Origin of the sequence: Pseudomonas sp. S35 (genome assembly GCF_009866765.1) — a bacterium.
Lineage (GTDB): Bacteria > Pseudomonadota > Gammaproteobacteria > Pseudomonadales > Pseudomonadaceae > Aquipseudomonas.
Genome location: NZ_CP019431.1, coordinates 927,444 through 948,902 on the forward strand (window position 1 = coordinate 927,444; position 21,459 = coordinate 948,902).

Consider the following 21,459-nt stretch of genomic DNA (forward strand, 5'->3'; position numbering starts at 1 on the left):
GCGCTCCGATCACTGAAATTCATTGGAAGTCCGTACTGCCGAGGAAGGTCTGGCCACGACGCTGGCAGCACGAATACGGGCGCCAGAGCGCCCAGGCGTAACCACCGTCCTGTGCATCGATGTTGGGGGTGATGGTCGGAAAGGTTGCGCAAGTCGGGTTGAGGACTGGGGCAAGCTCTTGCCACTTGCCAGTGGAGGCGTCACCTTCGCGTAGCGGCCCTGCAGGCCAGTAGCCGGGGTAGGGAAGGGCGAGCATCGGCAAGTAGACATGTACCTGGCCTGGGCGGGTGACCACGTCGCCGGCACGCTGCGCAATCACTGCGCCGGTCTTGTAATCATCGGTCTGGTTGAGAAAACCGCTGCGTGGATAAACATTTCCCCAGCTGTTTGCGGTGAGCAGACTGCCGACTTCACGCATCCCTGGAATGAGTGCCTCTGGATATACGGACTCGGGTACACCGTACCGCCAGGCAATGGGGTCAAGCGTGCTTAGGAAGTAGGGCACAAGCGGCAATGTTGCACCCTTGCAAACGTAGCCCGAGGCGCTGGCGAATTGGCTTAACGTCGCCCCACCTGGATGGCCAATAACGTCGGCCTCCTTGAACTTAATGATGTTGTTTTCAGCGACGTGGTTGGTGGTGCCGTCGTTGCCTGCCTGAGCCATCGCGTTGGGTGTGCCAAGGGGTGACATCTCTATCCACGGATTAGCCCCTGTATTTGAGTATGCAGACACCACTGCGTCTGGCACATAGTGACGAACCTTGGTCGAGGTTTTGACTTTGCAGCCGAAAGGCGTGCAGAGCAGCCAGTAGCAGATACCAACAACCTTGTATTCCAGGCACGTCGGCGACAGCGTTGACGCAATGATGGATGCAGAGGTGATCGCAGCTGATGCGCTAAAGGACATACTGAAAGTGATGGCCAGCGACAATGACTTGATCTGAAAACCTAATCGCCTCATCTAGACAGGCTCCGTGCTCGATCAATCAGCGTGACGGCTTTAGCGACATCCGGCTCGCCGTACACAACGTAGCGACGGTCAACGACTACGGCCGGGAGCTTTACGATTCCCAGGCTCCAAGCGTCTGTGACCCCCTGCTGCGCCTGAGCCAGGTCGCTTTGGAGACGTTTGCCGGCAGGGCTGGCTAGGTAACGTTGGACCGTTGCTTCAGCCTGACGCGGATCTGCAGGTAGTACCTGGGACAGTTGCTCCTCAAGACGTTGCTGATCATCCAGAAGAATGATGCGAGTGCCGGAGGGCGCTGATACCGGATGCGCCTGATTGGTAATGACCCACGTCTCTGCGTGGGAAGCAGTGGGCAAGAGCAGTAGCAGCGGGAGCAGCCAGTGCCGAGGTTCGCTAAGGTGGGTAAGGATCTGGAGCATTGCACCGTACCTGAGATGAGTTCAGGTACAGAAAACCGGATGGTGGTCTTGGGTGCATCAAGAAATAGGAGTTAGGGGGGGAGAGGTATTTGGTAGTGCTGAATTCAGGCAAAAGTAGCCGTCCTGTTTCCATCACGGAGGGGGCATCGTCCAGAAGGCGGATCCCGACGAGGGGTATTAAAGTTGCTGCTCCTGGTGCCCCCAATTCGAACTGACGCCATAAGGTTTAAACAAAGCATGTAAGAGCGCTTTGCCGATGTGCCTCCAGCTGTTTAGCGGAGCAGACTAGGACCAGAATTGATGGTTTTCCCAGCCAGCAACAAGGCCAAGATCAGCCGTGGTCCGGCCAGCCTTGGCCAGTGCGGTCATGGGCAGGCTTGCTATCAAGTGCTTGAATCGAGATTTCCAATCGGAGGTCGGATCGATCTTCGCTAGCAAAGCCTGAACAACCACCGCTCTGGCAAAAACCCGACCTCGATCATGGTGGGGAGGAAACTCATTAGCGATGGCCTTCGCATACTTTGGAGCGCCTGCCGTGATTGACGCGTTCCATAGTCGGCCATGATGGGCGCAGACGTTTCGCAGTAACGTTAAGCTCTGTAGCCATGTCGACAATACGGATTCGTCGTAGCTGAATTTGGCTGCAATCATCTTGCGGTGATCCAGGTGCAGATCGCTGAACAGACGGGATAGCTGGCCAATTGTCATTGCTTCGAGCACGGTCCATACCGGCGGTAGAGCTGGTGTATTGTATGTGTCGTAGTAATGCTTAAGTGACGCATTACCACTGTCACGCAGGCCTAGAACCTGTTTCAGGAGATTGCGGTGGGCCTGACCATCATTGAAGTGAATTGCATCTAGATAGAAGTGTGGGCCACATGCCTTGTCTAAAGCCAAGGTATTGATGATGGCAGAGCGAAATGCGACCTCAATGCGATCAATCGCATCCAGAAAAACCAAACGTAGGCGCCGGTCGAAGTCGTACAATTGCAGGATGTCGTCGAACTGGACGTTGGCAAAGAAACGCTTCTGGGGATTTTGCAGCGGTCGCATATAAATGAGCAGCCGGTGATATCCTATGAACTCCAGGGCTTGGAGGGCTTTAGCTGTCTGTTTTCGTGTGTCTAAGCCTTTGAGCTGCATGTGACGCAGAAGGGCATTAGGTGATTTGGCAGGTTTATGGAAACTGATCAGGGCATGCGGCATGCCATGGCGTCCTGCTGGGCATTTACGGGAAGGGGATTTTGAAGCTAGAAAAAACTAACCCCCTGGTGCGCAGTACAGGTCCTGGACCTGCCCGAGGCGTGGGGGCTATTCTTGGAATGAATGGTATCACGGCTATCTCGGTTGATCAAATTTGATCAACTCCCTACGTGCATCAGCCCAAGCGGCCTTCCAGTACCTGATGACTTACAGATCGGACGGTACATAGATCTGCCGCAAATAAACTACTCTGAACAATAAATTATGGCCGCGCGAAAGGGGAATTCCCATCTATTAACCTTTAGAAAATGGAGTTAGCTACTCATTTTTCTGAGCCAAAAAGTCGATAGCCGATAGCAATAGCACGCCATCAGCAGGCCCTTCAAGCTTTATGGACCTGCCTGTCATATTGTCTCTGACCAGCAAAGTTGGTGTTGCTGAGACACCTGCTTTGAGGGCTTCTCCGACTTGTTGGCTAATTCGCGAAGCGATCTGTTTGTCGCTTGCGGTACAGGCAACTAGGTCTTGCTGATCAACTCCATCGACGTCGAGATGACCATTGAAACCCTGGCCGTTGCTGCGGGTGCGTTCAAAGGTCTGGTCGATGGCTTGCCAGAATGCCTTAGTGCCGCCCAATCTCCCTGCGCATTCAGCTAGCATAGCTTCGTGTACTGCAACCGGGCCGTGTAAATCCAGAGGCAGGTGGTGCCACTGCAGGTTTATATCTTTCTGCTGCTGAATCCAACTCTTCAGTGCCGGTGTATACGTCTTGCAGTAGGGGCACTCCAGATCCGCAAACTCTGTCACAGTCCAACGAGCATCGGGTGAACCATACACCCAGGGACCTGCGTAATTTGGTGTTTTCATCTCATCTCGAATGAAGGCAATGCAGGCCAACGTGAGGCCTGACAACAGACACCCCAGAATTACCCTTCTCAAACGAGGGCGAGTCATGCCCCAGCCTCAACTAACTTCGATGTGAGAAGCGCTTGTTTACGCAGGGCTTCAAGTAGCTCGGTTTCAGCACCCTCGGGTTGTGGATGCTGCCTGAGCCAGTTGGCCAAGACCGTTTGAAGCTGGGACTCGACGTCGCGACGATCCACAGCTCGTACTACTACCTGCTGCAATTGCTCTATCAATACGGGCGCGCATACTTCCAGGGTGTGAAGGGCGTCCTCTCCGGGCTGTTCAAGCAGGTGAATCAGACTTTCAATCAGGTTCTGGGTCAGGGAATTTAATGCTCTCATGCTTGGCGCTCCAAGGCCGTAACTTGCTCGGGGAAAGTGATAATGTGCGGTTCTATACCGCGATGACGGTCTAACGTTGCAGCGACTTCAATGGCGGCATCTAGTTCGTTGCAGCCCTTGGCTTGCATGATGTCGAAGCGTTGTTTTTTCTCCTCTGGCTCTGTCATGGCCAGGGCGAGGTACAAACTGGGGGGCACCGCCCGGAACAACATCTCCATGCTTTTGGACAGCACCACGCCTTCGGTGAATTTGCCGCTTTCTTTGCGCGCTGACAGCATCATCGACTTCTGCGCCGGGGTCAGTTCACGAAAACGTGCGATTTTCTCCACCTCGTCCGGGGGCATGTTCAAGCACATCCACCATTCGATCATGTTCAACAGAGCCGAGGCTTCCGGTGGAACGTCGTCGACGTTTTGGGTAGCCATCCAGAACCAGGCCCCGAGTTTTCGCCACATTTTCGTGATCTTGACGGAGTAGGGGGATAGCAGTGGCACCTTCAACTGGATATGGCCTTCATCGGTGAAGAAGACCAGGGGGCGACCTTTGAATTGGTCTCGTTCTGCGATGTTATTCACTGTGTTGAGCAGGGAAATATAGGAGATGGCCATCTGGGCGCTGTAGCCTTCTCGCGCATAAGTGGCCAGGTCAACAATGGTGATGTCCGCTTCTGGCCAGGGAGTACCAGGGCGGTTGAACATATCGCCCTCGGTGCCCATGCAGAACATGGATAGGGCTTCCGCCATCTCCAAGAAGCGTGCGCTTCGAGCGGCCGGGATACCCGGTTCTAGTCCCGTTTCTCGCAGGGCTTCACGAATATCTTCGGGAAGAACGATTCGTTGTTCGGCTACACACTTTTTCGCGGCGTTGAGAATGCATTGGCGGATAGCACTTCGATCGGCCCGTGTTAGACGTGCATCTTCTTTGTCTTCGCCGCCCGTGATCATGAGCCTGGCCGTGATTTCCATCTCGCCCAAAATATCCCGTTGTTCATCCTCGGTCTGGCTGGCCAGATGTAGATCGGAAGCTTCAAGATCATCAGCCTGAAGAACCTTCACGTTTTGGTCCGGCTCGATGAGTTTCACGGCATCAGCGAACGGCGCCAGGCTGACTCCAGATCCAGGGGCCAGACGAACTCGGTTAACTGTCAGTCCCAGCTTCTTGGCGAATTCACCGAGCAAGCCAAAGCTATTACCGGCCTCTACGATGAACAGGCGCGGTCGATAGATGGCAATGACTTGGGTGAGGATGTTCGTCGCGGTGGCGGACTTTCCTGATCCTGTGGGCCCAAAGATGAATAGGTGCGCATTCATCTGGCGGTCCAGCTTGTTCAGCGGATCGAAGGTGATGGGCGCTCCCCCCCGGTTAAACAGGGTGATCCCCGGATGCCCGGTTCCGGTCGACCTCCCCCAGACGGGGGCCAGATTCGCAATATGTTGAGCGAACATCAGTTGCGCATACCACTCCAGTGCCTTGCGTGCGTTGGGGTCGAAGTTGCCAGGCAGCCATCTGAGGTATGAATTGAGCGGTGCAACTTCATCCTGGGGTTCCACGGGTTCCATTCCAGCACCCAGTAATGCACTGCTGAGTTGCAAACTGCGTTCCTGTAATTGCGCGTCGTCTTTCCCGCGCAAGTAAAACGCTACGCTACCTCGGTACAGCTTGTGCTTACGGCCGAGCAACTGGCGGGCTGTGGCGACATCCTCGCGGGTCAAGATCGACGCTTGGGTGTCGCCAACGGCCTTGCGAGAGAGCTGTTCCAGGTGCCCTTCGAGGATGTCCTGCGGTGTGATGACGAGGGTGATACAGAGAATGGTGTCCTCTGGCATTTTGTCGAACAGCGCGTTAAGTGCATCGCCGCCCTTGCGCGTCTCGCCGGTTAGATGTCCAGTCTTTGGAGCTTCGCGCAGACGATCGAGCATCACCACACGGTGGGGGAGACCGTCGAAGTACCACAGGCCTTTCTCGGTGTCCGACAGCGGTTCGCGATAACAAAGGTTCTGTGAAAAGTCAGTACCGCTGGCCAGCGGTAAATCACCTTCCTCCGCGACCGGGACCTGTTTGCATACCAGTTCATAGAATCGTCGAATATCAGCATCGGTCGGGCCAAGATGATCGGGGCGTGGGTTGAACCAATGAATTAACCAGTGGCGGATGGCGTTGCCATCCATGCGATGGGTTTTTATGCCAGCGTTCGCCAAGCCCCCCACCAAGCGATCGCAGATGATTTTCAGGTAAGGGCCAGGGGCTTGACCGCGAACGTCCGCCTGCGCCCCCTGTGTGCGTCGGTACACCACCACACGGACGCGCCGTTGCTGGCCCCTCCAAGGCAATTGGCTGACCTTGGTGTCTTCAAACAGCCCGCCAGGCTTGGAAATAGCTTCCAGGTGCTGCTTCATCAACTGCAAATAAAGCTCGGTGAAGGCGCTTCCCTGTGCGCGAGGCTGAATGTAGTCGTGCAATTGCTGCAGGTAGTCATCCCAGCTGGTTTCGTCCTGGGCGTACAACTGAATGACCCACGGGGAGGTTTCCAGCTCGTCAAACGAATCCTGCAGCGCGTTTTCCAGAGCATCCCGGGCTTTGCGCAACCATTCGGGATCTCGACCTTCAGTGCCAATTGGAATCAGCTCGAAAAAAGCAGCGCGAGAGACGCCGTCTTCCAGCAGCATCGCTTTTTCCCCCGGCAGGTAGTCTACCCAGGGCAGCAGGTCCACGAACGACGGGTTGACGTCATACAAACGGTCGACGTCAGCAGTTGTGGCTGGTTTTTTTTTGGGGTTACGCCAATCGCTCGGTGATGGAATGCCCATCGCGGCAAGGCGCTCGTAATAACGCTCGGTCGCGCCCTCAAAAGTCTCGGTCGCTGATGGCTGTGCGTCTATAGACTCGGTCCCATTGGCTGAGACGTCAGGTTCAACGCGGTCGGATGTCCGCCGCGCTTTGAGTCGCTCAAAAAGGCCCATCAATATGCCTCCGTGCGTTCACCTGGCATGGCGTACTGAATGCGCTGATACAGCGGAAATACCGTGGTGTAGCCTGGGATCGGAGCTGGATCAGAGCCAGCCAGGTGCGGAAACACATACATCACCAGATCCGGATTGGGCAGGCGCTTAAACTGGCTGTTGATCTCGTTTTGAGCAGTGCGCGTAAACTTTGCATTTTCGTCCACTTCCGCCTGATTTGTTTGCAAGGGTCTACGCAGGTCTTGGCGGGCATCGAGCAGTTGGCGGCTACTCGTGCTGCTTGAACCACTGGATCCCTGATTCCACACGTCCATCATATTGTTGTCGCCGTGGGGGAGCAGTTCGTCTTTGCTGGTGGAGCAGCCAGCCCCGAGCAGTGTGATCACCAAGTAGGTGCCAATTTTCAAGGCATGGTTAGTCAAGCGCAGTCGAGGCATGACGGGCTCCTGAGCGATAGTCGACCTTGCGGCCATTGAGTTCGTAGTCGATGGTCAGCTGTTGGTCCAGGTGCACGGCGATCTTGGCGCCTGGCTGCACATACACCGCAGCGAAGGCTTGCCCGTAGAGTTTGTTTACCCAACTGGAGACATCATTGACGCCCTGACCAATGATTTTGCCCATGGCCTCACTGCCTGAACCACCGACAGAACCGATGGTTCCGGACTGCGGATTTATAAACGAGCTGCTGTTGCCATCCGATTTGATCAGGGAGGCCGCACCGGCGCCGGCCGCAGTTATGAGTACCTGGGAACCGATATATTGTGAGGCGTTACTTTTACGATCACCGCTGATGCAGGGAATGCCATAGGAGTCGCTGATCCAGCCCAGGCCACCCTGAATGGTGGACTGGTTTCCATTGTTCTGGTTATTGCTGTTTTGACTGCCATTTGCTTCTTCTTGCGGCTGTGGCAGCGTGCGAACAGTGCCGTCATTGAAGACAAAGGTCAGGCTTTTGATCTGCCCGCGCACGCAGGACAAAGTCCAATCTCCGGAGGCCGTACCACTGGCCACCGCGCCGGCGACGTCGGGCAGGTCGATACCGTTAGCCGTGAGATTGTCTGGGCCGATTAATACCTTGAACGGGTAGGGGTCGTTGACGGTGCCGTCGATGGGCACTCGGCCAATCAGCGCGGACATCGCGACAGAACCCATCAGTGTGGAGTTCTGTGGCAGGGTATAGACCTTGCGAACCTGTTTGCGGGCCTCCTGCGGCGAGATCTCATTCGCAACATTCTGGGCGCCCGTACGTAGAGCATTTTGCCCACGGTCTACTGACTCGCCGAAGGAAGTTGGGAAGTTGAATCCCGAGGCGGTTTGATTGGAACCGGCCGCAATGGGCTTCCCATTGATATCGACAGGGGTCGCGTCCTGCGGCTCGATCCATACAACATCCGGTCCAGGCGCTCCTTTGAAGTCTTGCCCATCACCTGGCTGTACGCCGAATCCGATCGGCAAATCCGATCCAGAGGGATTGCTGCTAGCTGATTTGCTGCTCAGGGTGTTGTACTGCTGCTGCAGCGTATCCAGGATGGTCTGGCTTTGTTGTTGTGACTCCTGTTTCATTGTTTGCTGGACGTTCTGAAGCTTGCTGTCGACGTTGTCATTGATCGACTGCAAACGTCTTTGCAGCTCAAGGTTTTGTTGCTTCAACTCATCATTGTTCTTGAGCGCATTGGAGACCTGGTCTTTGAGTTGTCTGCTTTCCACAACAATGGTGCGCAGGGTGTCGCCGGGCGTATCGCCGTCAACGCCAAGTTTTTTAGCTTCACCCGTACTGAGCACGAGCGTTTCTGGAGCCTGAGCCTGTTTCTCAGAACTACCCTTACTGAATAGTTTGACCACCACGAACAAAGTCAGGATGGCGAAAGGGATGACCAGGAATTTAACCAGGGGATTACTCTTCACGGCGACCTCCCTTTGGGTCGACTTGGCTGACGGCTGCGGGCAGCAACGATTCGGCCAAACCATGGCCACGTGTCACCAGATATACCGTTGTGGTGTCACTTGCATCACCCTTGGTGCCGAGGTAAGGGTGCTGAAACGTCGCCGTGATGAAGTCCCCCATCAGATCCCGAGGATCCAGTGCAAGGTGCTGGGTGCTCGTGTTGCGCAGCTTCACGGCCGTCACCCAGTAGTCGTCTAACCGCCATGCTCCTAAAGCAGAGGCATCGACCGGCAACGTTGGCAGCAAAGTGGTGAGGTTCAGGCCCCGCTTAAGATTGACCTGGGCGATACCGTCCACAGGCTCAACGGTGCGCAGAGGGGCATAGAGCATCTGTGCGGCATAGCGTGTAATGACCACAGGGAGAGGCGTCTCACGGCGCGGCGTCGGCGGATCCTCGTCTTGAACGGTGGGCTGCGATGTTGGGGCCGGAGCTCGACTGGTCAACGGCTTAGAGCTGGCCTGCCCGTAACGAGGCGAGGGACCTTCACCGGCAACAATTTTTGCAGGCTCGGGGGCGGCCTGATTTGGTTTGCCTTCTGTTGCAATGATGTCCACCAGCATGATTTCGCCACTGCTCATATTTTGGAGCTGCAGGCGAGTCGGAGGTATGGGTTCTTTGGCCAGCAGGTACAGTGCGCCACCAGTGCTCTGTACGCGCAGCTTATCGACCAAATTCCGGGGCAGACCCACTCGAACATTTTGGTCGACAAAAACAATGCGTTCCTGGCCGACGATCAAGGGCAGTGCCAGTGGAATTCGGTCCCAGCGTAAAATCTCAACGGCTTTGGCCATCCCGCAGAAGTTCAGCATGAGCAGTCCGATAATCAGCAGCCGGCGCATCATCATTTACCTCCTGACCGGACAGGTTCAGCGGAGACTTCGATGCGCTGAGGGTTACCGCTGTAGCAGTCCCAAGCCAAGCCAAAGGAGTTCTTTTCGGGGTCAACATCGGAACGAATGATGTGCAGGGGATAACGAGCCAGTGCCCGCTTCACGCGTTCCCCGCCGTAGTGCTCGTCAGCTGTGATATCCAGGTTGACGGTCCAGTCGTTGATGCTGTGCTGCTCAATATGTTGTTCTGACTTATCGTCAATGCCCCTGCCTGGAATCTCAAAGACACCTCGCTCGCGTTTGCGTAACTCACCGCTGTTGCGACGTAGCTCGAAATCTTTCTGCAAATAGGCTTTGCAACTGGGCGTCAGGTAGCCCCCCAGACGGGTGATGTTGTCCTCGTAGTCGGTTTCACCGTCAACGGGCCAGCGATTCATCTGCTGAAAAATGTACAGCCCGAAGGCATATACCGACTCGGGGGGAATATCCCACCACTGTCGTGTGCTACCTGAGCGCAGGTCTGGCGGTACATGAATTGTCAGATCACGCGGTGCGCTCTGCCAGCCATACGCCATGTACAGACCCAGGGCAATCAGCAGGCCAATGACCAGGCGCAGGCTGTTGATATGTGCGAGCTGTGCATCTACTTTTTTACGGTACGTCATTGAGCCTCCGTTCTACGGCAGGTCCACGCACCCGTACGTGTGATCAGGTGGGCCTTGTTCCAGGTCGGAAGATATCGTGCGACGTTCAGTTGCATTTGCCGGTATAGCCAGGTATCAGGTCGACCACGTTTCCAACGCCTTAAAAAGCGGCTCGCAAGAGTCAGTCCGAGGACCGCGAGGAGCATGGCAGCGGCAATAATAAGCGCCCAGATATGGGTCAGGATCGCTGCTAGAACACCAACAACCAGCCCGGCGCCGGCACTGAGCGCTAAGGTGGCCCACATCTCATCGGCGGTGAGACCGCCCATGATGACTGGCTGATTGTTCAGCCGCACCGGTAGAAACATAAGCGTTCCGTCGTCAGAGAGTTCTGTCATGGCCAAGGCTCTTTAAAGAATGTTTGTTGCCTTAGTGACCAGAAAGATGGCGACGCCCAAGATGGCCACACCGACAGCGGCGGTAGCGCCTAAGTCCATCCATTTCTTTTTGCCGAGTTGGATCTCGTGGTAGACGCCGAAGGCGTGCCATGCAACTCCACTGAAAACAACGGCGCAGATGACGAGGCCAAGCAGAGAAAAACCGTCAAAGGCATAGTTCTGCATGGTTTGCATCAGATTGGAGCCTTCGCCGCGTGTGGGGGGCTGAGACTGGGGTAGCGCAGCCATGGTCAGTTGAGGGAGCGCAAGAATGCTGATCAGCAAGCTGCGTTTTTTTGAGAGCAAAGGCATGGTGAATCTCCGATAGAGTTAACTGAGAACAAACGTGGTGAGGATCATGCAAAGGAGCAGGATGCGAACAACCGACGTCGAAGCAATCGTCCGGTCAAGATTGCCGGTGGCCCACCCTCGGTAGCAGCTCCAGACGGCCCAGGCCCCCCACAGGAAAACGATGGCCACGGCCACGCCGACGAAAAATAGGTAGCTCGACGAGGCAGGGAATCCTCCCGCAGCCTGAAAGGCGGACGCCTGAGCACCACTCATGCTCATGGCTTGTGTCCTTCAGCCGTGTATTGGCCGGAAAGCTCCACAGGATCACGAGGCTGAGCTCGGCTAGGGGTCAGGTAACCCTCAAGACCGTGGCGAATTTGAGCGATATCGCCGGCCAGGCGCTGGTAATCGAAGAAGTAACGCTTGCCTGGCTCGTCGGCCACCTGAGCGCTACGACGTGCGGTGTCCTCCAAGGCATTTAACTGGCGGATCATCACTTCCAGGTTGGCCTGTTCGGAGGCCGAGGCAGCCGCTGCATAGGGGATAGGCAAACCCCATCCAAAAAGCGCAATGAGGCCTGTAAAGGCAAGTCGGCAAGTGAGTGCAGTGAGGCGTGGATACTGGATCACGGCTGGGCTCTGGTAATTCCTGATGCCGTCAGCTTGCCGTTTTCATCCCAGCCCACGCCGCAAGAAAAACATATTCAGGTCCTGATTGATTTCTTCAGATTGCCATCTGCCGGCTATACGCTTTGGATCTGTCGCTTGAAGAACAGTAAGTAACCGGTGGGCAATGCGAAGCCGTAGGCCCAGCTTTGGGCGTTGTGATTGCCAACCTTGATTTCGCCTCTGACCACGGGTTGGACGCTGACCAGGTCCCAGCCTTCGCGGCCTAACTGAGCGAGACGTTGCTTGCGGTCTTGATTTTGCAGGAAACCCTGAGTGTCGGGCTCAGCGGTGGGCTCTTCGGACTTGAACATCAAGAGTTTTTTGGTTTGAACGATGTACTCAAGCGGGGAAAACTCGGTGTGATACTCAAATGTCTGACGAATCATGGTGACCTCCTCAATGACGGAGGTGTCAGCTTTTCAACAACGAGAGCGTGACTTCAATTGGAAATAGTCGGCAGCTAGCTGATGGTTTTTAGTTTCCTGCTAGCTGACGATCTATTTTCATTGTTGTAGCATCGGATTGGCGTTGACCTCATTTCGAGGCTTTTATGGCTGTATTTCAAAGAGACTTTCGACGTTTTCAGTTTCCCGGATTTGGAGAGACAGGCACGTGCTTCTTAAGGGGGCGGGTGAACCCGGATGGAACGTATATCTTTCTATGCTCTCAACTCAAAAACTACACAAGCACGCCCGTTACGAGCGTTGTTGAGGAAATTTTCGCTAAGGCAGTGAGAGAGTTTAAAAAGGCCGGTCTTGTAAATCGTGAACTGAGCTTCTCGCAAATCGTGGCTTGCAGCCGGTGGGTGGAGCATTACCCTAAAGGAACGGGCAGATCCTCCGATGACACTTACGCCCTGGTGAGTTTTGCTAGTGGGGCGAATCCTGCTTGGGACTACGTCTCACTCGAACAGGCCATCAAGGAATGTGGTGTTGAAGAGAGTTTTTTCTTCATTTCGCCTGAAGATCTCCGGTTTGATCAGTAATCGCACTTGCGAAGCTCGCATCAGCGGTCCGATCTACAAAAGTTTTGTAATGCTGTGTGCTGGGCGTATTTGTTCTAGTGTGATTGCCCTGTTAGAGATGACCTCGCATCAACATAGCGCTGCATTATGGACAACACCATCGAGTTCAGCGCCAAAATCTTCATGGCTCGTGTCACAGCTACGTAGAGCAAGTTCAATTCGTCATCTCGACGTCCCTGATCAATATCGGGCGACAGCGGATCAGCGCTAAAGTCGTCATACAGACTGACAAAGTCCCATTCCAGCCCTTTTGCTTTATGCCCCGTAGTCAGCGTGATTGTGGCATCCAATTCATTGGCCACAGAACGAACTCGCAGTGTATGTATCCGCTGAGGCAGATCTGGATAGGCTGCGATGATTTTGATCGAGCGCAGCATCTCGGTGTCTTGGCTGACCTCGGCAATTTCTACGTACTGTGCAAAGTCTCGGTAATCCCGCAAAAGCTTGCGGTTCTGGACTTCTTGATTGCGGTTGTGGCTGAACATGTACAGGTCTTCCAGGTCGCGCAGCGAGTAGCTGTCGATACCACCAACCCAGAAGATCTTGGAGTTGATCGCGACCAAGAGCAAAGCGTTCTCGATAACGCCAGTAACGGTGCGATGGATAAACGTGCGATGCGGTAGATCTTCAGGCAACGTCCTTTTAACCAGGGTGTTGGAGCCTAACCCCTGCAGCTTTCGTGTCTCCCCCTTGTAGAAGAGGATGATGTTGGCCACGTGAGCGACCGCAGGGCCGAAACGAAAACTCTGGGTCAAGTAATGACGTTCTGCACCGGCCATCCAATCGCTATTGAGCGCATCCTCGGCACCGCGGAAGCGATAGATCTGCTGATGGGGATCGCCGACTGTCACCTTGCGGATCCGTTGTGTTTTTACCAAGTCGGCAATAACCGGGTTCACGTCTTGTCCCTCATCCAGAAGGATGGCGTGAAACCTTTCGCTCAGGTCGGGCTTACTCAGTTGATACAGCTTCAGGTAGCCGTCGTGTGTAATCGAAATGCCGGTGTCTTGCAGATCGATCATCCGTTTCCAGATGATCCTTGCCACGCTCAGAGCATTGTTCAGAAACCGCTCCTGTGCGCTGGTGAGCATTCGTTGTTCCTGGAACCTGGGGAAATGCCCACGGCATAGCTCGTCGTCGGCGCTGGCCATGAAGTTGTTCAGCGTACTGAGGACGTCCCGCACGAGCTCCCAGTCCTGAGTATTGATGGCCCTGGCAATATCAGTGAGCCGCATATTGTTGGTCTGTTTAGCGGCGTACTGACTGCCGTAGACCGCGTAGGCAAGCCCATGCGCTGTCTTGCAAACCACATTGCGAGGGAAGCGGCCCTTGGCCGCGAGCTCGACGGATTTGTTGTAGCAGAGGTACAGCATTTTCACCGAGGTGTGATGGGTGGCGTAACCAACCAGTGTTGTGGTTTTGCCTGTGCCGGCGAAGGCCTGGACCAGCAGCTTGTCAGCTGTTGAATGGATAATGGGCTGCTGTTCTTGAGTCCATTGCATGGACGGCTCCTAAAGGTATTTTTTGAAGCTGGATACAGTGATGTAGACGGACACGCCCAATAACACTGCGCATGGCAATAGAATCAAAAGAGGGCTGACGCTGATGGGAATGGCCAGGTAGACCGTCCAGGGCACTATGGTCAGGGGAATGATCGTCCCTCGGGCTTTGTGATACAGGTAGCTGGACTCACGGCCGGAGCCGAATTTGCGTAGATCCCGCCGCACCAGGCCGTCGATGAGTCCGGTGAACGCGGCCAGTGCAAAGAGTGGGAGTGTCAGTGTCAGGATGACCATCCGTACACAGAAGGTCAGCACGGAATACAGCGCAGCCAAGCCGTAGTCCTGGAACTTGATCATGACTCGGCCGAGCTCGTAGCGGAGATTGAAGGTGCCTGCTTGTTGTTGCGATATGGATCGGGCGTACTGGGTCAGCGCATTGATGTTGTCCTGCAGGCCGGTTTTCACCATCAGCCAGTCATACACGGTTTCTGCCAGCCAGGTGGCTGTGCGTCCAGGTTCTTTGATCACAACGCTCTGTAGCAAGTCTTGGGATAGCCAGCTCAATTCATGCTGAAACATCTGCTGGGCATGTTTCCAGCCAGCATCAGGCCAGAACAAGTACATGCATAGCCATTCAACGATGACGGCGCCCAGCAGGGAGCCGAACATCACCCCCAGGAAGTGAAAGGGAGCCGAGAACAGCATGCCCAGGAAAGTTTTTTGACCTTCCTGCTGTTGCTGGGCTTTTTCCGCGATATCGGCCATGGCCTTGCTCCTTCAGGCTTATGCGCCTTTCTCGTCGGTGGCCAACTTGCGGAAATCATTGACCAGATCATCTGGAAGCGATTCGCCTAATGCTTCATAACCCGGCGCTTGCCACCAATCGCTGCTCGTTCCGGATCCTTTGCGCATACCTTCAACCAATGCCTGAAGATCCTTGGGCATGACTTCATCGGGATCGTTTGCCGGCAACGGCATACGAATCTTCCACAGGTTTCCGCCCTCGATCAGGGCAAAGCATTGCCCCTTGGGCAGCGCAACGACGTGCGCCGGTTCGATCATCGGCACGCTGACGCTTTGGATCTGGTCGTGGGTGTTGGATGTGAAAGCGGTCTTGCCATTGATCGCATCATTGGCACTGCTGGCCGGTGTACTGGTGAACACCTGGACCTTGGGCAACTGGTTGGTCAACAGCTCGGCGGTGGCGGTTTCACGAACACGCAACATGAACAGGTTGTTGAAGTTACCGATGACTTGGCCCGCTTTTGCGCGGTTACCGATTTTGGCCTCGATGTCGCTCATGGTCTGGGTGTAGGCAGTAACCTGCATGCCGGCGCCGCCGCCTTTGTTGATCATTGGAATGAACTCATCGCCCATCAGTTCGTTGAACTCGTCAGCGTGCACGTTAATCGCCACCTTCCCACCGCTTGCCCCGGGCAAACCATCATCGATGCCGAATTTGTAGATGTGGCCCGCGACTGACACCAGATCGCTGAACATGGAGTTGCCCACTGCCGCAGCCACCTCTGTATCGGACAAGGCATCCAGACCGACATAGACCACTGCCCGTTTGCGGATGACCTGCATCCAGTCAAAGATTGGTCGTGGGTCCTCAAGGTCCATGTAGTCTGGAGACAGCAGCTCTGCAATGCGCCCCGTGGTCAGTTTTTCCAGCAGTGGCAGCAGGCTGGCCACAATCTTGTCGAAATAGGTTTTGTCATAACGTACCGCTGATCGCAGGCCCTCCATCACAGGATCGGAGATGCGTTGCTGAGTGAGGTACATGTCCAGGGCCACCACGCGCAGCGGTCGATCCTTCATAGCAAAACTGAGGTTTTTACGATCGATCTTGCCTTCGACTTCGACGATGGTTTGCCAGGCCTTGGGATCATGCTCGGCAAAGTACTTCTGTGCGTACTCGATGAAGAGCGCATCGATGTTGGTCACATGCTTGAGGATCTGCTCATAGTCTGGCCTGCGTCCGAGGGCGACCAAGGCGCGTGCGATGATGTTGACGAAACGCCAGGCGAACTCGCGGAACGCGGCCGAGTTGCCTTCTCCTGATAGTTGACCGGCAATCCGGGTCGCCACCTCTGAGATTCGACCAAATCGGCCAACGGCGTTGTAACGAGCGGAGTGGTCGGGCCAGCCTAAATGGAATACGTAAAACTCATCCAGTCGGCCGGCACGCTTGCACTCTATGTACATGCGTTTCAGGAGGTCGGCATCACCTTTTGGGTCGAAGACAATCACCACCTCGCGATCAAGGTTCATCTCATCAATTTTATCTACGCTGCGCTGGCTCCGATGAACAGGCTGAACACGGCGACCCATCTGAACACGCCGCCGGGGCCGTCTGCGGGTGCGCCTGATGTCTTGAGTGATAAACAGTTCGGCCAGACGGGTCTTGCCCACCCTTGTAGTCCCCAGTACCAGGGAGTGCCCAACCCGCTCACCCAATGGCAAGCTGACGTCAGCCTCGTTCGGTTCTATGCCGTGTAAGCGCGGTAGGCCACCTACGGGTGGCAGCGGACGTGCTGGATTAAGCGCGACATCCCAAGAGGTGGCCTTGGCCAGAAGCTTGAGTGGGAAGGGGTCGAATTCCAATCGTTCCTCAAGCCGCCTTGCCCAGTTGTAGGTCGAGGTTGGCTCGACGTACTCGGCATATTTGGGGAGGTAAGTGTCCATCAAGCGCTGGGTATGTTTTTGAGTCCAGCGAAAGCCTTTGCCAATAAAAAGCCGCTCGTTGCTGACCGGAATTTCTTTGCTGGTCATGGTGTAGTGGGGGAGGCGCCGGATATTGCGTCGGTAGCGCAATACCATCAGGGCCTGCTTCAGGCGAACAAACCCAAGACCTAAAAAGCCAGTAGCGGCAACCACTCCAAATAAAGGCGTCAGTGCAAATGCCCAGGGCGCGAAAATACAAAGCAGCGCTGCAGCAGCACAAACCCAGACCGTGTAAAGCTCGACGGCAGGACGAAGCAATGACTCGATAGTGAAGGGGCTGGCCATGGTTGCGTGCCTTTAAAGCTTATTGAGTTTTAAGGGGAACTGCTCGTCCAGCTCCTGTTTCACCAGTGCTAGCTCATGTTCCGGTATTCGGTCGGCTAGCTTCTCGCGCATAGCGATGGCGTCACCCTGTTCTGTGGACGTCACGCGGCCGCCATAAAGCCAAACCACGTAGGTCACTTGCTCCAAAATCAGCTGGCAAGTTCGCGGATCTTCCGGTTGTCTGATCACCACGGTGAGTGACTGAGGCGGTGGCATCCCTGTCTCCTACTGCTGAATGGCTGTTGCAGTAATGAGCAGTGGGTAGTGTTTGATTCCAAGGCGCTGCGCCAGGTCATTTGACGGCGCTGGGACCATCTGCAGGTCGCCTGCCCATCGTTGTACCTCTGCAAATCGCTCGGCACTGGCCACGTTCACTACCAGGCCTACCGCTTGCAACTGCTGCAGTTGCTCACGGCGTTGAGTCAGCCAGGCTCTGGACATTTCATCGTCACCCACCAGGAAAAGAGGTTGTAGGCCTGGCGCGTTTATAACCCGGCCCTGCTCTTGGCCGGGGACAAGCTGGTCTGAGTGCACGGGAAAAGACCCATGGCCACGTACCCCCATCGTTTCGATTGGTGCGGATTGCGCGGTAGGTTCAGGCGCTAAGTCTTGGTAGTAGGGCAGGGCTGAAACGCCGCCCCGGTCTTCAACTACAATCAACGAGCTTGCGTTCACCATAATTGGGGTGGCCAAGCACAGCAAAAGCACGAAACTCAACAGTCCATTCATGGGTTGTTCGCCATCAGGTTGATGCCGGTGACCCGGCTAAGATGTTTGGCAAATGCGCGGCGGTAGCGGGCAGCGGGTTCGCCGCCGGCCGGGCGGTGGTATCGGCCAGCGGCCGTGATCCAATCCCCGCCTTTGGCTTTTTGCTCGGCCAGGATCTGAGCCGTAACCGAAAGGTTTTTGTAAGGATCCAGTCCTTCGCAGGGGTAGCTGTAACGATGGCCATTGGCACCGATATTGGTTTGCCCTAGACCGACGTCGACCCGATTGGGGCCAGCGGTCTGAATCGCAAGCATCAGTGCCCTGCATGCATCGCTACGGGTCGCAAAGCGGTAGCCGGCACCGGCGACATTTAATGTCCATGGCCAGGGCACGATCTGGCCACGCAGTCGCGTACCGCTCTCCTGCAGTGCGACCGAATAGAGCACCTCGGATGGAACGCCGGCAGGCAACGCAATCAATTGATAGGCCGGTGGTGGGACCTCGGCACTGTTAGCCATTGCCGCGCCAATTAGAAGAAAGCCAGCCAGCGCTGCGCGTACTACTGACGCTGCCATTGCCCATTCACCTCGCGCACCACAGCTGGTAGCTCGCCGCCGAGTCCAAGGCCGAGCCAGCGGCCGGCGTCGTGATTCAGTGTGATTTGGCGGTTGCGCACGCTGGTTGGCTCGATGCCAGCCAGGATGGCCCAACGGCGAATGGTCTCGTCGTCACCTTGGCTACCCACGAAGTACAGATCAAAGGGTTGTTTCTGAGTCTGAAGGTCTTTCACTCGAGCGATACAGGCGGTGCAACTGTCTTGAACAAAAACAGCTAATCGCCCTGTGCCTTTCAGAGCAGTGGCGGTGCCAGAGCCCGCCGCAGATGTTGGGCCAGACGATATTTGGATGACTTTTTCATTGGGATAGAGGCGAGCAAAGGCTTGGTCATAAGCTCTTTGGTAGGCAAGCTCTTTATCGATACGCTGTCGCTCGGCCTGCACCTGCAGTTCTGCGTAGCGTCTACGCTCTTCAGCCGATTTGGCTTCGATGCCAAGTGCGGTCAACGGATCCAGTCCTGGTGAATAGATGCCGCGTGGTCCCTCCATAACCGTTCGATAACGGGTCCACTCTTGGGGGGTTAACCCCCAAGAGTGGGCGAGTTCTGTCTGGCTGGCACCTTGGGAAGGATTCTGGATGCCGAGCTCGTTGATTTGAGTGTTTGTAGTTGACGTAGCGTGTTCCGGAGCAGCATGGCAGCCATAGGCAAAGGCAAGGATAGCCAAGCCTGTAGTGAGCCGCGAGGTGCCCGTGGATCTCTGCTTTTTTGAGATGGCCGTTGGGAAATACATAAAAGAGGTCCTATTGCGCGACGGTTACAGTTTGCGGTGTTCCAGCCACGTCAAAGCGTGCTGACCTGCCGTCCAGTGTGTTGAGGCGCCACTCAGTACCCGCCACGGCGTCACCAGGACGAATTAGATAGATCTGGTTTAACTGTGTGCTGCCTGGCGGTGCTACGGACAAAAAGCGTTCCCCTCCCCGGTACTCGATGCCGATAACGGTGAAGGGGGGCGTTTTCGGTGTAACGACGCTGGTACTGGGCTTCTGAGCGGGAGATGGTTTGCGGATAATGGCTTTCGGTTTGGAGGGAGCCGCAGCAGCCTGCTTGATCTGGGATTGGCTTAGTTCGTGAATACGGCTATCGAGCGTTTCGACGCTGGCCTTGAGCACTACTAGCTCCCCTGCAGACGCGGCATTTAGCGAGAGTTCCTTGGCTGTTTCGGTAGCTTGCTTAGCGTAGGCCTGAGCTGCGTCGATCCGGTTCGACAAGGCCTGCTGACCGGAGCGGAAGTCCTCGTTGGACACCAGGTGCTTGCCGTCTACCGTGTCCAGCCGCTCATCTACTTTGCCCAGCCGAGTCAGCAGTGCATCCAGCGACTCTTTGTCTGCAGTCGCAGCTAAGCTATTGCTGAGCTGGGAAAGTTGATGATGCTCATAGCCCAATATGCCCGCCATAATGACTAGGCAGACACTGAGAATTGCAGTGGTTCGAGTAGGGCGTGGTAGGTTCATGGGCATCCTCGCGCGAAAACGAGGCAACCCTCTCAAACGGGCTCATTTGGCGCAGCAGAAAATAGGTTTCCCAATGAATATGTTTTTCAAAGCTTGCTTGCCAGACTCCAAAACTCTCCTTAAAAAATGTGGCGATAAAATAGGTTATCACCCTAATCAGCCCTGGAAGGCTCACCATGACGTTTTACATCTCTCCGTCTTACGATTCGTACTATTCCTGCCCAAATGGTCATAACAACAACAGTGGCGCGACCCATCTTGATAACCAGACGTGGACATGCACTGAATGTGGCCAATTGATCAATATCACCATGACCGACTATTCCTGCGTCATGCATATCGTCCAGCGTCATCCTGCAAACACCATCCGCATTGGAAACTACATCGTGTGGGATAGAGGCAATAAGCTCCTGAACATTGGTGAGGTCTACGGCTCCAATGCCCCCACTGGTAAAAAGCAGGCCACGCACTGGAATTTGGTTGTAGAAGGTTACGGCCTTGGAGCGGTTCCGGCTAACCAGTACATCAACCGGATCTGACACCCGCCCCCCGCGAGGATAGGCCCATGCTCCTATTTGACCCGCTACGCGACTTCTTCCAGCGCCGTCAGATCGTACGCCTCGATGCGTTAGCCGGCGGCGTACAGCTGGTGAACCTGCGCAGCGAATCCCCCCGGGGCAGCTTCGTGGTAACCGTCCGGCCAGCACCCTCTCCTGACAGCCCTCCAAATTGGCCAAGATAGTGGACACCATTTTTTAGTGGACACTATCTTGGATACAGTTGCCCCAGCCCGTCGAGCCGGTCGCCGCCCCAACTTTCCGCTGGACTTTAAACGCCAAGTCGTCGAGGCCACCTTCCAGCCTGGCGCCTCCGTGTCATTGATCGCTCGCGAACATGACGTCAATGCCAATCTGGTCTTTCGCTGGCGGCAGCAATACCAAGAAGGGCTATTCGGCCCGGTCAGCCAGAGTGCTTCGTTTTTGCCAGTCCAGGTGATCGAGGCGCCAATGGATCTGCCGCCAGTCTTCCAGCCACAGGCAGAGTGTCATTCCGAGATCGCAGTTGAGGTAGGAAAAGCCAAGTTGCGTATCACCGGAGCACCAGACCCGCAGACGCTGCAACTCGTCTTGCAGCAGTTAGTGCGATGATTGCCCCTCCCGCTGGAACCCGTATCTGGATCGCCGCTGGCGTCACGGACATGCGTCGTGGCTTCGACGGTTTGGCGGCCATGGTGCAGACTCAACTGGAAGCCGATCCCTTCTCCGGTCAGATCTTCGCCTTTCGCGGACGGCGTGGTGACCGGATCAAACTGTTGTGGTGGGATGGCGACGGCTTGTGCCTGTTTTGCAAACGGTTGGAGCAAGGACGCTTTGTCTGGCCGCAAGCAACCAGCGGCAGCGTGTCGCTGACGACCGCGCAGTTGTCGATGCTGTTGGAGGGCATTGATTGGCGCCGGCCAATTCGTACAGCACCCGTCCTCGCGGTCTGACTTG

At 55.5% G+C, this 21,459-nt stretch carries 26 protein-coding genes and 1 pseudogene; 4 read left to right on the top strand and 23 right to left on the bottom strand.

Annotation, left to right across the window (positions count from 1 at the left end; translation table 11 throughout):
• Nucleotides 1-19: 19 nt before the first annotated feature.
• The 15 genes from PspS35_RS04040 to PspS35_RS04110 form a co-directional block, all read right to left on the bottom strand.
• On the bottom strand, nt 20-961 hold the full coding sequence (locus PspS35_RS04040) for a TIGR03756 family integrating conjugative element protein (RefSeq protein WP_159932884.1): 942 nt from the start codon (nt 959-961) through the stop codon (nt 20-22).
• Nucleotides 958-1,386 carry a TIGR03757 family integrating conjugative element protein gene (locus PspS35_RS04045; protein ID WP_159932885.1) on the bottom strand — a complete coding sequence of 143 codons (429 nt, stop codon included), beginning with the start codon at nt 1,384-1,386 and terminating at the stop codon, nt 958-960. Before PspS35_RS04045 ends, PspS35_RS04040 begins: the two co-directional genes overlap by 4 nt.
• A gap of 285 nt (nt 1,387-1,671) precedes the next feature.
• Complete coding sequence (locus tag PspS35_RS04050; protein ID WP_159932886.1) at nt 1,672-2,592, bottom strand: Abi family protein; 921 nt, start codon at nt 2,590-2,592, stop codon at nt 1,672-1,674.
• A gap of 315 nt (nt 2,593-2,907) precedes the next feature.
• Complete coding sequence (locus PspS35_RS04055) at nt 2,908-3,543, bottom strand: DsbA family protein (RefSeq protein ID WP_159932887.1); 636 nt, start codon at nt 3,541-3,543, stop codon at nt 2,908-2,910.
• Nucleotides 3,540-3,836, bottom strand: coding sequence for a hypothetical protein (locus PspS35_RS04060; protein WP_159932888.1), 297 nt, complete (start codon nt 3,834-3,836; stop codon nt 3,540-3,542). The genes PspS35_RS04055 and PspS35_RS04060 overlap by 4 nt, the downstream gene beginning before the upstream one ends.
• The gene (locus tag PspS35_RS04065; RefSeq protein ID WP_159932889.1) at nt 3,833-6,796 is read right to left on the bottom strand and encodes a conjugative transfer ATPase; all 2,964 of its coding nucleotides are present in this window, start codon (nt 6,794-6,796) and stop codon (nt 3,833-3,835) included. Before PspS35_RS04065 ends, PspS35_RS04060 begins: the two co-directional genes overlap by 4 nt.
• On the bottom strand, nt 6,796-7,233 hold the full coding sequence (locus PspS35_RS04070) for a TIGR03751 family conjugal transfer lipoprotein (RefSeq protein ID WP_159932890.1): 438 nt from the start codon (nt 7,231-7,233) through the stop codon (nt 6,796-6,798). Before PspS35_RS04070 ends, PspS35_RS04065 begins: the two co-directional genes overlap by 1 nt.
• Nucleotides 7,211-8,701, bottom strand: coding sequence for a TIGR03752 family integrating conjugative element protein (locus PspS35_RS04075; protein ID WP_159932891.1), 1,491 nt, complete (start codon nt 8,699-8,701; stop codon nt 7,211-7,213). Before PspS35_RS04075 ends, PspS35_RS04070 begins: the two co-directional genes overlap by 23 nt.
• Nucleotides 8,691-9,584, bottom strand: coding sequence for a TIGR03749 family integrating conjugative element protein (locus tag PspS35_RS04080; protein WP_159932892.1), 894 nt, complete (start codon nt 9,582-9,584; stop codon nt 8,691-8,693). Before PspS35_RS04080 ends, PspS35_RS04075 begins: the two co-directional genes overlap by 11 nt.
• Nucleotides 9,584-10,237, bottom strand: coding sequence for a PFL_4703 family integrating conjugative element protein (locus PspS35_RS04085; RefSeq protein ID WP_159932893.1), 654 nt, complete (start codon nt 10,235-10,237; stop codon nt 9,584-9,586). The genes PspS35_RS04080 and PspS35_RS04085 overlap by 1 nt, the downstream gene beginning before the upstream one ends.
• A complete protein-coding gene (locus PspS35_RS04090) occupies nt 10,234-10,614 on the bottom strand; it encodes a TIGR03750 family conjugal transfer protein (protein WP_159932894.1) in 381 nt (126 codons plus the stop codon). The genes PspS35_RS04085 and PspS35_RS04090 overlap by 4 nt, the downstream gene beginning before the upstream one ends.
• Before the next feature lie 12 nt (nt 10,615-10,626).
• Complete coding sequence (locus PspS35_RS04095; protein WP_074843712.1) at nt 10,627-10,965, bottom strand: TIGR03745 family integrating conjugative element membrane protein; 339 nt, start codon at nt 10,963-10,965, stop codon at nt 10,627-10,629.
• 18 nt (nt 10,966-10,983) lie between these two features.
• Nucleotides 10,984-11,223 (bottom strand): TIGR03758 family integrating conjugative element protein, encoded by a 240-nt coding sequence (locus PspS35_RS04100; protein WP_074843714.1) that lies wholly within the window; start codon nt 11,221-11,223, stop codon nt 10,984-10,986.
• Nucleotides 11,220-11,516: an RAQPRD family integrative conjugative element protein gene (locus tag PspS35_RS04105; RefSeq protein WP_235865564.1), complete on the bottom strand. Its 297-nt coding sequence runs from the start codon at nt 11,514-11,516 to the stop codon at nt 11,220-11,222. The genes PspS35_RS04100 and PspS35_RS04105 overlap by 4 nt, the downstream gene beginning before the upstream one ends.
• Before the next feature lie 170 nt (nt 11,517-11,686).
• Nucleotides 11,687-11,998 carry a hypothetical protein gene (locus PspS35_RS04110; RefSeq protein WP_159932896.1) on the bottom strand — a complete coding sequence of 104 codons (312 nt, stop codon included), beginning with the start codon at nt 11,996-11,998 and terminating at the stop codon, nt 11,687-11,689.
• A 164-nt stretch (nt 11,999-12,162) separates the two neighbouring features.
• On the opposite strand from PspS35_RS04110, the gene PspS35_RS04115 reads away from it, so the two are divergent.
• The gene (locus PspS35_RS04115) at nt 12,163-12,597 is read left to right on the top strand and encodes a hypothetical protein (protein ID WP_159932897.1); all 435 of its coding nucleotides are present in this window, start codon (nt 12,163-12,165) and stop codon (nt 12,595-12,597) included.
• Between the two features lie 74 nt (nt 12,598-12,671).
• Here the strand turns inward: PspS35_RS04115 and PspS35_RS04120 are convergent, their stop codons facing one another.
• From PspS35_RS04120 to PspS35_RS04155, 8 genes are read right to left on the bottom strand one after another with little or no spacing between them, the layout of a single operon-like run.
• Nucleotides 12,672-14,138, bottom strand: coding sequence for a UvrD-helicase domain-containing protein (locus tag PspS35_RS04120; protein ID WP_159932898.1), 1,467 nt, complete (start codon nt 14,136-14,138; stop codon nt 12,672-12,674).
• A gap of 9 nt (nt 14,139-14,147) precedes the next feature.
• Nucleotides 14,148-14,903, bottom strand: a complete 756-nt coding sequence (locus PspS35_RS04125) for a TIGR03747 family integrating conjugative element membrane protein (protein WP_159932899.1) — start codon at nt 14,901-14,903, stop codon at nt 14,148-14,150.
• Between the two features lie 18 nt (nt 14,904-14,921).
• Nucleotides 14,922-17,150 carry a type IV conjugative transfer system coupling protein TraD gene (traD, locus tag PspS35_RS04130; RefSeq protein WP_159932900.1) on the bottom strand — a complete coding sequence of 743 codons (2,229 nt, stop codon included), beginning with the start codon at nt 17,148-17,150 and terminating at the stop codon, nt 14,922-14,924.
• Between the two features lie 12 nt (nt 17,151-17,162).
• Complete coding sequence (locus PspS35_RS04135) at nt 17,163-17,405, bottom strand: hypothetical protein (protein WP_033899017.1); 243 nt, start codon at nt 17,403-17,405, stop codon at nt 17,163-17,165.
• A 9-nt stretch (nt 17,406-17,414) separates the two neighbouring features.
• The gene (locus PspS35_RS04140; RefSeq protein WP_033899014.1) at nt 17,415-17,918 is read right to left on the bottom strand and encodes an integrating conjugative element protein; all 504 of its coding nucleotides are present in this window, start codon (nt 17,916-17,918) and stop codon (nt 17,415-17,417) included.
• Entirely contained in the window at nt 17,915-18,472 is a 558-nt protein-coding gene (locus tag PspS35_RS04145; RefSeq protein ID WP_033899010.1) for a lytic transglycosylase, read from the bottom strand. Before PspS35_RS04145 ends, PspS35_RS04140 begins: the two co-directional genes overlap by 4 nt.
• Complete coding sequence (locus PspS35_RS04150; protein WP_159932901.1) at nt 18,457-19,245, bottom strand: TIGR03759 family integrating conjugative element protein; 789 nt, start codon at nt 19,243-19,245, stop codon at nt 18,457-18,459. The genes PspS35_RS04145 and PspS35_RS04150 overlap by 16 nt, the downstream gene beginning before the upstream one ends.
• Nucleotides 19,246-19,255: 10 nt before the next feature.
• Nucleotides 19,256-19,966, bottom strand: a complete 711-nt coding sequence (locus PspS35_RS04155; RefSeq protein WP_159932902.1) for a methyl-accepting chemotaxis protein — start codon at nt 19,964-19,966, stop codon at nt 19,256-19,258.
• Between the two features lie 176 nt (nt 19,967-20,142).
• Between PspS35_RS04155 and PspS35_RS04160 the strand changes: the two genes are divergently transcribed.
• The 3 genes and pseudogenes from PspS35_RS04160 to tnpB all read left to right on the top strand — a co-directional run bounded on the left by PspS35_RS04160 (nt 20,143) and on the right by tnpB (nt 21,455).
• Nucleotides 20,143-20,505, top strand: coding sequence for a hypothetical protein (locus PspS35_RS04160; RefSeq protein ID WP_159932903.1), 363 nt, complete (start codon nt 20,143-20,145; stop codon nt 20,503-20,505).
• A 219-nt stretch (nt 20,506-20,724) separates the two neighbouring features.
• A pseudogene (locus tag PspS35_RS30495) lies at nt 20,725-20,913 on the top strand (transposase); the annotation flags it as partial.
• Nucleotides 20,914-21,110: 197 nt separating this feature from the next.
• Entirely contained in the window at nt 21,111-21,455 is a 345-nt protein-coding gene (gene tnpB, locus PspS35_RS04170; RefSeq protein ID WP_003425037.1) for an IS66 family insertion sequence element accessory protein TnpB, read from the top strand.
• Nucleotides 21,456-21,459 lie beyond the last annotated feature (4 nt).